Source organism: Streptomyces sp. KLMMK, assembly GCF_036961605.1.
GTDB classification, from domain to species: domain Bacteria; phylum Actinomycetota; class Actinomycetes; order Streptomycetales; family Streptomycetaceae; genus Streptomyces; species Streptomyces telluris.
Window position 1 is genome coordinate 1 of record NZ_JBAMDC010000154.1, and the last position, 14,208, is coordinate 14,208.

A 14,208-nucleotide genomic window follows, 5' to 3' on the forward strand; every position below is an offset into this window, starting at 1 on the left:
CCAGGGCGTCGTCGTCCGGGGCCTCCGTGCCGCCGTTCTCGACGAGCACGATGCGGCCGGGGTTCTCCGTCTGGGCCGAGCGCGTCAGGCCGGCGGCCGCGGCCCCGGCGAGGTCGGGGCCGGTGACGACCACCAGGGGCGCGTCCCCGGCGAGGCCGTCGCGCAGCCGGTCGAGGAGGCCGGCGACGCCCGCCCGCACCTCCTCGGCGCTCGTCCCGGCCGCGGCGTGCAGGACCTCGTGGTCCCGGACGGGTCCGGCGGCCGTGGACGGTGCGGGGATCCAGTCGACGCGGTAGAGCGACCCGGTACGGGCCGACTTGGCGGCCGCGGCGAGCTGTTCGGCGGGGACCGGGCGCAGGGCGAGGGAGCCGACGGTCGCCACGGGGGCGCCGGTGGTGTCGGCGAGCGTCAGGGAGACCGCCCCCTCGGCTCCTGCGGGCCGTACGCGGACGCGCAGGTCCGTCGCCCCGGTCGCGTGCAGCTGCACGTCGGACCAGGCGAACGGCAGGAGGGCGTCGTCACCGGCGACGGAGGTGAGGCCGACTGCGTGCAGGGCGGCGTCCGACAGGGCCGGGTGGAGGCCGAACCCGTCGGCCTGCTCCCCCAGGCTCACCTCCGCGTACACGTCCTCGCCCAGGCGCCAGGCGGCGCGCAGGCCCTGGAAGGCGGGCCCGTAGGCCAGGCCCGCCTCGGCGAGCTGCTCGTAGACGCCGTCCAGGGCGACCGGTTCGGCTCCGGCGGGCGGCCACGACGCCGGCTCGGGCTTGGCGGGGGTGCCCGCCGGGGCCAGCAGGCCGTCGGCGTGGCGGGTCCACGGCAGCTCGTCCTCGGCGCTCTCGGTACGGGAGTAGACGGTCACCGGCCGCACCGATCCGTCCCCGGCCTCGCCGACGACCACCTGCAGCTGCACGGCGCCGTGTTCCTGCAGCACCAGGGGGGCCTGCAGCGTGAGCTCGGCGACCCGCCCGCAGCCGACCTGGTCTCCGGCGCGCACGGCCAGTTCGAGGTAGCCGGTGCCGGGGAACAGCAGCTCCCCGCCGACCACGTGGTCGGCCAGCCACGAGTGGGTGCCCACCGACAGGCGGCCGGTGAGGACCGCGCCGTCGGAGTCGGCGCGCGTCATCGCCGCGCTCAGCAGGGGGTGGTCGGTCGGGGCGAGGCCTGCCGAAGTGACGTCGGCGCCGCCGGCCGCGCTGTCCAGCCAGAACCGCTCGTGCTCGAACGCGTACGCCGGCAGGTCCACGCGGCACGGCCGCCCGCCGTCGAACAGAGCCTTCCAGTCGACCGGCACGCCGTGGACGTGGGCCTCGGCGAGGGCGGCGGTGAACCGCTCCCGGCCCCCCTCGTCGCGGCGCAGCGAGCCGATGGCGGTCACGCCGTCGTCGGTCTCCTGGATGCCGAGGGTCAGGACGGGGTGCGGGCTGGACTCGACGAAGAGCCCGTGGCCCTCGGCGACGGCCGCCCGCGTGGCCTGTTCGAAGAGCACGGTCTGCCGCAGGTTGGTGTACCAGTACGCGGCGTCCAGCCCGGTGGTGTCGAGGAGCCCGCCGGTGACCGTGGAGTAGAAGGGCACGTCGGACGGGCGCGGCCGCACGCCGGCCAGGTCGGCGAGCAGCCGGTCGCGGATGGTCTCGACCTGCGCGGAGTGCGAGGCGTAGTCCACCGGCAGCCGCTTGACCCGGATGCCCTCGTCCTTGAGCTGTGCCTGGAGGAGGTCCAGGGCCCCGGTCTCGCCGGAGACCACCACCGATCCGGAGCCGTTGACGGCCGCGACGGAGAGCCGCCCGTCCCACGCGGACAGCCGCCGGGCGACCTCGTCGGCGGGCAGGGCGACGGACATCATGCCGCCGCCTCCGGAGAGGTCCTCGGCGATCGCCTTGCTGCGCAGGGTGACGATGCGGGCGCCGTCCTCCAGGGACAGGGCGCCGGCGGCGCAGGCCGCGGCGATCTCGCCCTGGGAGTGGCCGATCACGGCCGCGGGGCGCACCCCGTACGCGCTCCAGGTCTTCGCGAGCGAGACCATGACCGCCCACAGCAGCGGCTGGACGACGTCCACGCGGTCCAGCGGCCCGTGCAGCTCGGCCGTGAAGTCCCAGTCGGCGAAGGGCGCGCAGGCCGCGGCGCAGTCGTTCATGGCGGCGGCGAACACCGGGGATTCGTCGATGAGTCCGGTGGCCATGCCCTGCCACTGCGAGCCCTGGCCGGGGAAGACGAACACGGGCCGGGCGCCGCCGGCGGCGATGCCCTCGGCCAGGCCCGGCGCGGTGGCGCCCTCGGCCAGGGCGGCGAGGGAGTCCCTCAGGGCGGCGCGGTCCGTGCCGGTGACCGCAGCCCGGTGGGCGAAGTGGGCACGGGTGGTGGCCAGGGAGAAGGCGATGTCCGAGGCGTCGAGTCCGGGGTGGGCGTCCAGGTGGGCCAGCAGCCGCCCGGCCTGGGCGGGCAGGGCCGCCCGGGTCTTCGCGGACAGCAGCCACGGTACGGAGGGGGTGGCTGCGGGTCGCGGCTCCGGTGCGGGCTCGGCCGGGGCTTCCTCGATGGCTTCCTCGATGATGGTGTGGGCGTTGGTGCCGCTGATGCCGAACGAGGAGATACCGGCCCGGCGCGGGCGCCCGTCGGCCTGCGGCCACTCGCGCGCCTCCGTCAGCAGTTCGACACTGCCCGCCGTCCAGTCCACCTGGTCCGACGGCTCGTCGACGTGCAGGGTCTTGGGCAGGACGCCGTGGCGCATGGCCTGCACCATCTTGATGACCCCGGCGACGCCGGCGGCTGCCTGCGTGTGACCGATGTTGGACTTCAGCGAGCCGAGCCACAGCGGCCGGTCCCCGGGGCGGTCCTGGCCGTAGGTGGCGAGCAGTGCCTGGGCCTCGATCGGGTCACCGAGGGTGGTGCCGGTGCCGTGCGCCTCCACCACGTCCACGTCAGCGGTCGCCAGGCCGGCGTTCTCCAGCGCCTGGCGGATGACGCGTTGCTGGGAGGGGCCGTTGGGGGCCGTCAGGCCGTTGGACGCGCCGTCCTGGTTGACGGCGCTGCCCCGGACGACGGCCAGGACGCGGTGGCCGTTGCGGCGGGCGTCGGAGAGGCGCTCCACGACGAGGACGCCGACGCCCTCGCCCCAGACGGTGCCGCCCGCGGAGGTGGCGAAGGCGCGGCAGGTGGCGTCGGTGGCGAGCGCTCCCTGGCGGCTGAACTCCACGAAGGTGTCGGGCGTGGCCATCACGGCGACGCCGCCGACGAGGGCGAGCGAGGACTCGCCCTGGCGCAGGGACTGCACGGCGAGGTGGAGGGCGACGAGGGAGGACGAGCAGGCAGTGTCGATCGACAGCGTCGGCCCCTCAAGACCGAGCGTGTACGCCACGCGCCCGGAGACGATGCTCCCGGACCCGAAGCTGCCGAAGTAGTCGTGATACATCACCCCGGCGAACACGCCCGTCCGGCTGCCCTTGAGCGTCCCCGGATCGATCCCCGCACTCTCCAGCGCCTCCCACGAACCCTCCAGCAGCAACCGCTGCTGCGGATCCATCAGCAACGCCTCACGCGGACTGATCCCGAAGAACCCCGCATCGAACTCCCCCGCATCGTGCAGGAACCCGCCCCGCCGTACGTAGGTGGTGTCCGGGCGCTCGCCCGTGGGGTCGTAGATGCGGTCGGTGTCCCAGCCGCGGTTGACGGGGAAGTCGCTGATGGCGTCGGTCCCGTCGGCGACCAGCTGCCACAGCCCGTCCGGGGAGGTCACCCCGCCGGGGTAGCGGCAGGCCATGCCGACGATGGCGATGGGCTCGTCGGCACGGGCCGCGGCCGCGGCCCGTGCGGGCCTGCGGGCTCCCGCCGTGGCCCCGGCGGCCTGTTCGGCGAGGTGGGCGGCGAGCGCCCGGGAGGAGGGGTAGTCGAAGACGAGCGTGGACGGGAGCCGCTGCCCGGTCTCGGTGGAGAGGGCGTTGCGGAGCTCGATGGCGGCGAGCGAGTCGAAGCCCAGCTCCTGGAAGGCGCGTTCGGGGTCGACGGCCTCGGGCGAGCTGTGCCCGAGGACGGCGGCGACCTGGGTGCGGACGAGCTGCAGCAGCGCGTCCGCCCGCTCCGCCTCGCCGAGTCCGGACAGCTTCTCGCCGAGCGAGAGGCCTGCGCCCTCGGTGACCGCGGCCCCGCGCCGCACCGTACGTCCTGCGAGGGTGCGGAAGACGGGGGCGAGCGCGGCGCCCTGGGCGCGCAGCGCGGGCAGGTTCAGCCGGACGGGTGCGACGGCCGCGAGCCCGGTGCGGCGGGCGAGGTCGAAGAGGGCCGTGCCCTCTTCCGGGGACAGTTCGGCCATGCCGCCGCGGGAGATCCGGGCGCGGTCGGCGCTGTCCAGGCTGCTGGTCATGCCGCCGGTGGGGGCCCACGGCCCCCAGGCCAGGGAGAGGGCGGGGGCGCCGTGCGCGCGCCGGTGCGCGGCGAGGGCGTCGAGGAAGGCGTTGGCGGCGGCGTAGTTGCCCTGTCCCGGGGCGCCGACGACACCGGCGACCGAGGAGAAGAGCACGAAGGCCGCGAGGTCCGCGCCTGCGGTGAGCTCGTGCAGGTTGAGGGCGCCGTCGGCCTTGGGGCGCAGCACGGCGTCCAGGCGCTCGGGGGTGAGCGAGGCGACCACGCCGTCGTCGAGGACGCCTGCGGCGTGCACGACGGCGGTCAGCGGGTGTGCTGCCGGGACGGCCGCCAGGGCCGCGGCGAGGGCGTCGCGGTCGGCCACGTCGCAGGCGGCGGTCGTGGCGTGGGCGCCGAGGGCGGTGAGTTCGGCGACGAGGTCGTCGGCCCGGCCGCCCCTGCTGAGCAGCAGGAGCCTGCGGGCGCCCAGGTTGCTCACCAGGTGCCGGGCGAGGACGGGGCCGAGGCCGCCGGTCGCGCCGGTCAGGAGCACGGTGCCGTCCGGGTCGAGCTGCGGTGCGGCGTCGCCGGCGGGCTCGGCGGCGGTCAGCCGGGCGGTGTACGCGGCTCCGTCGCGTACGGCCACCTGCGGCTCGTCCGAGGCGAGGGCGAGCCGTACGGACGCCTCGGCGTCGGCGGCCGGGTCCAGGTCGAGGAGGACGAAGCGGCCGGGGTTCTCCGACTGCGCGGAGCGGACCAGGCCCCACACGGCGGCACCGGCCAGGTCGGGTACGTCCTCGCCCGCGACGGAGACGGCTCCGCGGGTGACGACGACCAGGGTGCGGGGGTCGTCGTCCTGGAGCGCTTCGAGTGCCGTGCGGGTGGCGGTCCGCAGGGCGTCGGCGCCGGTGCCGGCGGCGCTCTCCAGCAGGCGGTGCCCGGCGGCGTCCGCGGGGGCGGCCTGCTGCGGGAGGGGGACCCAGCCGAGGCGGAACAGGGCGTCGGCGGACGGTTCCCGGGTCTGCTTCAGGCCGGTGAGCGGCCGTGAGGCGAGGGTGGCGACGGTGGCCACGGGGGCGCCGGCCGCGTCGGCCAGGTCGACGGCGAAGGAGTGCGCGCCGTTGGGCGTCAGCCGCACCCGGAGCACGGACGCCCCCGCGGCGTGCAGGGACACGCCGGCGAACATGAAGGGCAGGCGGGCGGTCTCGTCGTCGGAGCCGTCGCCGATGAGGGCGAGGGCGTGCAGGGCGGCGTCGAAGGCCGCGGGGTGCAGGCCGAAGCCGGCGGCCTCGGCGGCCGGCCGCTCGGCGAGCCGTACCTCGGCGAACACCTCGTCGCCGCGCCGCCATGCGGCGCGCAGGCCCTGGAAGACAGGGCCGTAGTGCAGGCCGGACGCGGCGTGCCGCTCGTAGAGGCCGGTGGTGTCGAGCTCCTCGGCGTCCTCCGGGGGCCATACGGCGAGGGGCTCGCCGGGGAGCGCGGGGCCGGCGGTGAGCAGTCCGGTGGCGTGGCGGGTCCAGGGCTGATCGGCGGCGGCGTGCTCGGGGCGGGAGTAGATGCCGAGCGTGCGGCCGCCGTCGGCGCCGGGGGCGCTGACGGCGACCTGGACACGGACGCCGTCGCGCTCGGGCAGGACCAGCGGGACTTCGAGGGTGAGTTCCTCCAGGTGACCGCAGCCGACCTGGTCGCCCGCCCTGACGGCCAGTTCGACCATGCCGGTGCCGGGCAGCACGACGGCGTCCCCGACGACGTGGTCGGCGAGCCAGGGGTGCGTACGGACCGCTATCCGGCCGGTGAAGACCGCGCCGCCCTCGTCGGCAAGCATGGTGGTGGCGCCGAGCAGCGGGTGTTCGGCGGAGTCCAGGCCCGCGGAGGCGACGTCGCCCGCGCCGGCCGGGACGACGGCCCAGAAGCGCTCGCGCCGGAAGGCGGTGGTGGGCAGCTCGATGCGCTGCGCGCCCTCGAACAGGGCGGCCCAGTCCGGGGAGAACCCGCTGATGTGGAGCCGGGCCACCGCGGTCAGCAGGGTCTCCGGCTCGGGGCGCTCGCGCCGCGTGGCGGACACGAGAACGGTGCTCTCGACGGCGTCCTCGTCCAGGCACTCCCGTGCCATCGCCGTGAGGACGGCGTCGGGGCCGAGCTCCAGGAAGCGGGTGGCGCCGGCCTCGTGGAGGGCGCGGACGCCGTCGTGGAAGCGGACGGCCTCGCGGACGTGGCGGACCCAGTACTCCGGCGAGGTCAGCTCGTCCGTGGCGAGGCGGCCGGTGACGTTGGAGACGACGGGGACGGCGGGCCTGGCGTAGGCGATGCTCTCGGCGACCGCGCGGAACTCCGCCAGCATCGGCTCCATGAGCGGGGAGTGGAAGGCGTGGGAGACCGGGAGCCGCTTGGTCTTCTCGAAGCGGGCGGCGAGCTCCGTGACGGCGTCCTCGGCGCCGGAGACGACGACGGCCTCCGGGCCGTTGACGGCCGCGATGCTCACCTCGCCGGTCAGCAGCGGCGCGACCTCGTCCTCAGCCGCCTTGACGGCGACCATCGCGCCGCCCTCGGGCAGGGCCTGCATCAGGCGCCCGCGGGCCGCGACGAGGGTGCAGGCGTCCTGGAGGGTGAGGACGCCCGCGGCATGGGCGGCCGCCAGCTCGCCGATCGAGTGACCGGCCAGGAAGTCGGGCTTCAGGCCCCACGACTCGACGAGCCGGAAGAGGGCCACCTCGACCGCGAAGAGGGCGGCCTGGGTGCACGCCGTCCGGTTCAGCGGCGCGGCGTCGGTGCCGAAGACGGTCTCCATCAGCCCGGCCTCGAAGTGGGCGCACACCTCGTCGAAGGCGCGGGCGAAGACGGGGAACTCCGCGTGGAGCTCCTTGCCCATGCCGGCGCGCTGCGCGCCCTGGCCGGTGAAGAGGAAGGCGGTCAGGCCCTTGGCGGTGCGGCCCTGGAGCACCCCGGGCCTGCCCTCGGCGAGCGCGGCGAGGCCGCCGAGCAGCTCGTCGCGGCCGTGGCCGAGGACGACGGCCCGGTGCGGGTACGCGGTCCTGGTCGTGGCCAGGGAGAGGGCGACGTCCGCGGGGTCGGCGGTGCCGACGGCGGCGGCGAGGCGTGCCGCCTGCTCCTGCAGGGCCTCGGTGGTCCGGCCGGAGACGGTCCAGGGGATGAGGGAGGGCACCGTGCCGGGGGCGCGGTCCGCCGCTTCCCCGGCGGGCTCCTCCTCGGCGGGCGCCTGCTCGATGATGGTGTGGGCGTTGGTGCCGCTCGCGCCGAAGGAGGAGATGCCGGCCCGGCGCGGACGCCCGCCGGCCTCCGGCCACCGCCGGGTCTCGGTGAGCAGCCGGACGTCGCCCGCCGACCAGTCGACCCGGGCCGACGGCGCGTCCACGTGCAGGGTGCGCGGGAGAATGCCGTGCCGCATCGCCATGACCATCTTGATGACGCCGGCGACGCCGGCCGCGGCCTGGGTGTGCCCGATGTTCGACTTGACCGAGCCCAGCCACAGCGGCTGTCCGCCGGGGCGGCCCTGACCGTACGTCGCCAGGAGCGCCTGGGCCTCGATGGGGTCGCCCAGGGTGGTGCCCGTGCCGTGTGCTTCGACGGCGTCGACGTCGGACGCGGACAGCCGTGCGTTCGCCAGCGCCCGGCGGATGACGCGTTGCTGGGACGGGCCGTTGGGGGCCGTCAGGCCGTTGGACGCGCCGTCCTGGTTGACGGCGCTGCCCCGGACGACGGCCAGGACGCGGTGGCCGTTGCGGCGGGCGTCGGAGAGCCGCTCCAGGAGCAGCATGCCGGCGCCCTCGCCCCAGCCCGTGCCGTCGGCGCCGTCCGCGAAGGACTTGCAGCGGCCGTCGGGGGCCAGGCCCCGCTGCCGGCTGAAGGCGATGAAGGAGCCGGGGGTGGACATGACGGTCGCGCCGCCGGCCAGGGCCAGCGAGCACTCCTTCTGCCGCAGTGCCTGCACCGCCAGGTGCAGGGCGACCAGGGCGGAGGAGCAGGCGGTGTCGATGGTGACCGACGGTCCCTCGATGCCGAGGGTGTACGAGATGCGGCCGGAGATCACCGCGGCGAGGCTGCCGGTGCCCAGGGCCGCCTCGGTGTCCTGCGGCAGCTTCGCGAGCAGGTCGCGGTAGTCCTGGCCGTTGGTGCCGGCGAACACGCCGACCTGGGCGCCCCGCACCGAGTCCGGGGCGATGCCCGCCCGCTCCAGCGCCTCCCACGACACCTCCAGCAGCAGGCGCTGCTGGGGGTCCATGGCGACGGCCTCACGGGGGCTGATGCCGAAGAAGCCGGGCTCGAAGTCGCCCGCGTCGTGCAGGAACCCGCCACGGCGCACATAGCTCTTGCCGGCGGCGTCGGGGTCCGGGTCGTAGAGGGAGTCGGTGTCCCAGCCGCGGTCCTCCGGGAAGCCGGTGATGGCGTCGGTGCCGTCGTGGACGAGCTGCCAGAGCTCCTCCGGCGTGCTGACGCCGCCGGGGAAGCGGCAGCTCATCCCGACGATGGCGACCGGTTCCTCGTCCCCGCTCTCCACGTCCCGCAGCCGCTGCCGTGTCTGGTGCAGATCCGCGGTGACCCTCTTGAGGTAGTCGAGCAGCTTGTCATCGTTGGTCATCGGGTGTCGCCACTTCTGTGCGGGAAGATTCGGCTGCCGGCGTGCGGGACGGGGGAGCGGTTCGGGTCACGTCGTGCCGAGCTCGTTGTCGATGAAGGCGAAGACGTCGTCGGCGGAGGCGTCCTCCAGCCGGCCGGCGACCGACGGGGCGTCACCGCCGGCCAGCGTCCCGGTCAGCCCGCCCAGTACGGTCTGCAGGCGCGCGGTGATCCGTGCCTGTTCGAGGTCCTCGGCGCTCAGCTCGCGGAGCCGGGCCTCCAGCCGGTCCAGCTCGGCGAGGACGGAGTCGGCGGAGGCCGCCGCCCCGCCGAGCTCCCCGCCCAGGTGCGCGGCCAGGGCGGCGGGGGTCGCGTAGTCGAAGACCAGGGTGGCGGGGAGGGTCACCCCCGCGGCCGTGCTGATCCGGTTGCGCAGGTCGACGGAGGTCAGCGAGTCGAAGCCGAGGTCGCGGAAGGCCGTCGTCGGCTCGACCGCGCCGGCTCCCGCGTAGCCGAGGACGCGTGCGGCCTGGCCGCACACGAGGTCCACCAGGGCGCGTTCGCGCTCGCCCGCGGTCATCGCGGCGAGCCTCTGGGCGAAGTCGTCGGGCACCGGGGCCTCGGCGACGGCCGGCTTGAGGTCCCGGACCTCCGGCAGGTCGGCCAGCAGCGGACTGCTGCGCACGGAGGTGAACGCCGGTACGAACCGGGTCCAGTCCACGTCGGCCACGGTCAGCGTGGTCTCGTCGCCCTCCAGGGCGCGGCGCAGCGCCGTCAGGGCACGGGCGGGGTCCAGGGCCGCGATGCCGAGGGCGCTTCCGGCGCCGCGCACGTGGTCGCTGTCGGCCATGCCCGCGCCGCCCCAGGGTCCCCAGGCCACCGAGGTGGCCGGGAGCCCGTGGGCGCGCCGGAATTCGGCGAGCCCGTCGAGGAAGGCGTTGGCGGCCGCGTAGTTGGCCTGGCCGGCGCCGCCGACGGTGGCGGTGAGGGAGGAGAAGAGCACGAAGGCGGAGAGGTCCAGGTCCGCGGTCAGCTCGTGGAGGTGCCGGGCCGCGTCGGCCTTGGGGGCGAGCACGGCGTCGAAGCGCTCGGGGGTGAGGGCGTCGAGGACGCCGTCGTCCAGGACGCCGGCCAGGTGCATGACGGCGGTCAGCGGCTGGTCCGCGGGCACCGTGCGCAGGAGCGCGGCGAGGCTGTCGCGGTCGGCGACGTCGCACGCGGCCAGGGTGACCTCGGTGCCCGTCGCGGCCAGCTCCCGCACCAGTTCGGCGGCGCCCGGGGCGCGTTCACCGCGGCGGCTGGTGAGCAGCAGGTGCTCCGCGCCCTCGGCGGCGAGCCACTTGGCGACCTCGGCGCCGACGGCTCCGGTGGCGCCGGTCACCAGCACGGTGCCGGTGGGCCGCCACGGCGCTCCCGTGCGGGCGGGGGCGTGCTCCAGGCGGCGGGCGTACGCCCCGGAGGCGCGGACGACGATCTGGTCCTCGTCGCCGGGGCCGGTGAGCAGGGCCGCGAACCGGGCGACGACGTGCGGTCCGAGCGTCTCCGGCAGGTCGGCGAGGCCGCCCCACAGGTCGGGGTGCTCCAGTGCGGCCACGCGCCCGAGCCCCCAGACGGCCGCCTGCCGGAAGTCTTGGGGGCGCGCCTCGTGCGCGACGGCCTCCCGGGTGACGGTCCACAGCCTGGCGGCGGTCCCGGTGCCGGCGAGCGCCTGGACGAGGGCGGCCGTCGCGGTGGGCGGGGCGGCGGGGGCGAGCAGGTTGAGCACGCCGTCCACGCCGGTGCGGCCGGTGAGCAGCGCGGTGAGCCCTGCGCGGTCCTGCGCGGCGGCGGGCACCGGGAGGACGTCGATGCCGAGGCCGCCGTCGGCGAGCGCGGCGAGCAGGGCGCCGGTCCAGGGGTCGCGCTCGGCGTCCTCGGGGACGACGGCGAGCCACTGCCCGGCGCCGGCCGGGGCCTGCGCGGCGGACAGCATGCGCCAGCTCGTGCGGTAACGCCAGCCGTCCACGGTGGCGTTGGCCTGCCGGTCGCCGTGCCAGGCGGCGAGCGCGGGCACGAGGGCGGCGACGGGGGACGCGTCCGCGACGCCGAGGGTGGCGGCGAGCGCGGGCACGTCCCCGTCCCGTACGAGCTGCCAGAACCCGGCGTTCTCGTCGACGGGCCGGTCGGCGGTCACCGAGGGGGCGTTCTCCCAGTGGCGGTCGCGCAGGAAGGGGTACGTGGGCAGGGCGACGCGGCGGGCGCCGGCGAACAGCGCGGACCAGTCGGGGCTCAGCCCGCCGGTGTGCAGCCTGCACACCGCGTCGATCAGGGCCTTGACCTCGCCCTGGTCGCGGCGCTGGGTGGCGACGGCCTGGTCCACGGCGTCCTGGGCCATGCCGGTGAGCACGGCGTCGGGGCCGACCTCCAGGAAGCGGGTGGCGCCTTCGGCGGCGAGGGTGCGCACGCCGTCGCCGAAGCGGACGGCTTCGCGCACGTGCCGGACCCAGTACTCGGGCGAGGTCAGGTCCGTGGCCGGCCGCCCGGTGACGTTGGAGACGACGGGCAGCCGGGGCTCGTGGAAGGCCAGCCCCTCGATCGCCCGGCGGAACGGCTCCAGCATGGCGTCCATGCGGTGCGAGTGGAACGCGTGCGACACCCGCAGCCGGGTGGTCCTGCCGAACCGGTCCGCGACGGCCAGCACCGCGTCCTCGTCGCCGGAGACGACGACGGCGCGGGGCCCGTTGACGGCGGCGAGGCCGGCGCCCTCGGTGAGCAGCGGGGCGACGTCGGCCTCGGCGGCCCGGATCGCGACCATGGCCCCGCCGGCCGGGAGTTCCTGCATCAGGCGGCCGCGCGCGGCGACCAGCGTGACGGCGTCCGGCAGGGACAGGACGCCGGCGACGTGCGCGGCGACGACCTCGCCGATGGAGTGCCCGCCGAGCAGGTCGGGGCGGATCCCCCACGACTCCAGCAGGCGGAAGAGCGCGACCTCGAAGGCGAAAAGGCCGGCCTGGGTGAACTGCGTCCGGTGCAGCAGCTCCGAGCCGGGGTCGAGGACGACGTCCCGCAGCGGGCGGTCGAGGTGCTTGCCGAACTCGGCGCACAGCTCGTCGAAGGCGCGGGCGAAGACGGGGAAGGCGGCGTGCAGCTCGCGGCCCATGCCGGGGCGCTGGGAACCCTGGCCGGAGAAGAGGACGGCGAGGCGTCCCGGCCCCGCCGCCGTCACCGGCGGCTCCCGCCCGTCGGCCAGCGCGCGCAGGCCCTCCAGCAGCTCCTCGCGGTCGCGGCCGGTGACGGCCGCCCGGTGGGTGAACAGGGAGCGGGTCGTGGCCAGGGAGAAGCCGGTGTCGAAGGGGTCGTTGCCGCAGCCGGCCTCGGCCTCCAGCAGCCGGCCGGCCTGGGCGCGGACCGCGTCGGCCGTGCGGGCGGAGAGCACCCAGGGCACGACGGGCAGGGCGGCGCGCGGCCGGTCCCCGGGCGCTTCGGCGGCCGGGGCCTGTTCGAGGATGGTGTGGGCGTTGGTGCCGCTGATCCCGAACGAGGACACCCCGGCGCGGCGCGGCGCGCCGTCGGTCCGCCACTCGCGGGCCCGCGTCAGCAGCTCGACGTCGCCCGCCGACCAGTCGACGGCGGTCGTGGGGTTCTCGGCGTGCAGGGTCGGGGGCAGGACGCCGTGGCGCATGGCCATGACCATCTTGATGATGGCCGCGACGCCGGCGGCGGCCTGGGGGTGGCCCATGTTGGACTTGATCGAGCCGAGCCACATGGGCCGGCCCTCCGGCCGGTCCTGCCCGTAGGCGGCGATGACGGCCTGCGCCTCGATGGGGTCGCCGAGCGTGGTGCCGGTGCCGTGCGCCTCGACGACGTCGACCTGCTGGGGAGCGAGCCGGGCGTCGGCGAGCGCCTGCTCGATCACACGGATCTGGGCGGGCCCGCTGGGCGCGGTCATGCCGTTGGACGCGCCGTCCTGGTTGACGGCGCTGCCGCGCACCACGGCGAGGACCTCGTGCCCGTTGCGCAGCGCGTCCGACAGCCGCTCGACCAGCAGGACGCCCGCGCCCTCGGCCCAGGCGGCCCCGGCGGCGTCCTCGGAGAAGGACTTGCAGCGGCCGTCGGGCGACAGGGCGCGCCGCTCGCTGAACTCGATGAACATCTCGGGGCTGGCCATCACGGCGGCGCCGCCGGCGAGGGCGAGCGAGCACTCGCCCTTGCGCAGCGCCTGGACGGCCGTGTGCAGGGCGACCAGCGAGGAGGAGCACGCGGTGTCCATGGTGACCGCGGGCCCTTCGAGGCCGAGGGTGTAGGCGATCCGCCCGGAGACGATGCTGCCGGATATGGTGCCGCCCACGTAGTCGTGGTGCATCAGGCCGATGAAGACGCCGGTGGGCGTGCCCTTGACGGAGGCCGGGTCGATCCCGGCCCGCTCGAAGGCCTCCCAGGAGGTCTCCAGCAGCAGCCGCTGCTGGGGGTCGGTGCCCGCCGCGTCCTTCGGGCTGATGCCGAAGAAGGCGGGGTCGGACTCGGCGGCGTCGTGCAGGAACCCGCCGTGCCGCACGTAGCTCTTGCCGGGGCGGCCGGGCTCGGGGTCGTAGAGGCCGTCGATGTCCCAGCCGCGGTCCACGGGGAAGCCGGACACCACGTCGACGCCGTCGGCGACGATCCGCCACAGCTCCTCGGGTGTCCGGACGCCCCCGGGGTAGCGGCAGCCCATGCCGATGATCGCGATCGGTTCGCGCTCCCGCTCCTCCAGCTCGCGCACGCGGCGTCGGGTCCGCTCCAGCTCTGCCGTCGCCCGCTTGAGGTAGTCGCGGAGCTTGTCGGCGGTGCCCGGCTCTTCCATCACTGGACTCCCAGTTCGTTGTCGATCCTCGCGAAAAGCTCTTCGTCGCTGGCGCCGCCGATGTCCTCGGGCGCCGCGGTGCCGGCCGGCCCGCCGTGCGTGTCGTGCCAGGTCCGCAGGAGGGCTTCGAGCCGTGCGGTGACGCGCGCGTGGGAGCCGTCCTCGTCGGGCAGGGCGGCCAGGGCGGCCTCCAGCCGGTCCACTTCGGCGACCATCGCCCGGGCCGCGTCGGCGGGCCCGGGGACGAGCCCGGCCTTGAGGTGGGCGGCCAGGGCCCGCGGCGTCGGCTGGTCGAACGCCAGCGTGGCCGGCAGGGCCAGACCGGTGGCGGCGCCCAGCAGGTTGCGCAGCTCGACGGCGGCGAGCGAGTCGAAGCCCATCTCCTGGAAGGCCCGCCCCGGGGCCAGTGCATCGGCCGAGGCGTGTCCGAGTACGGCGGCGACGTGGGTCAGCACCAGCTCGGTCAGCAGCCGGTCCCG

The 14,208-nt window shown here is 76.0% G+C and carries 3 protein-coding genes; all 3 read right to left on the reverse strand.

Features of this window, described 5'->3' with window-relative positions; translation table 11 throughout:
* On the reverse strand, positions 1-8,932 hold an 8,932-nt coding region (locus tag V7793_RS21255), incomplete at its 3' end, for a type I polyketide synthase (protein WP_336008846.1).
* A gap of 66 nt (positions 8,933-8,998) precedes the next feature.
* Positions 8,999-13,729, reverse strand: coding sequence for a type I polyketide synthase (locus V7793_RS21260; protein ID WP_336008847.1), 4,731 nt, complete (start codon positions 13,727-13,729; stop codon positions 8,999-9,001).
* The coding region (locus tag V7793_RS21265; RefSeq protein ID WP_336008849.1) for a phosphopantetheine-binding protein at positions 13,729-14,208 on the reverse strand (480 nt) is incomplete at its 5' end. The genes V7793_RS21260 and V7793_RS21265, both read right to left, overlap by 1 nt.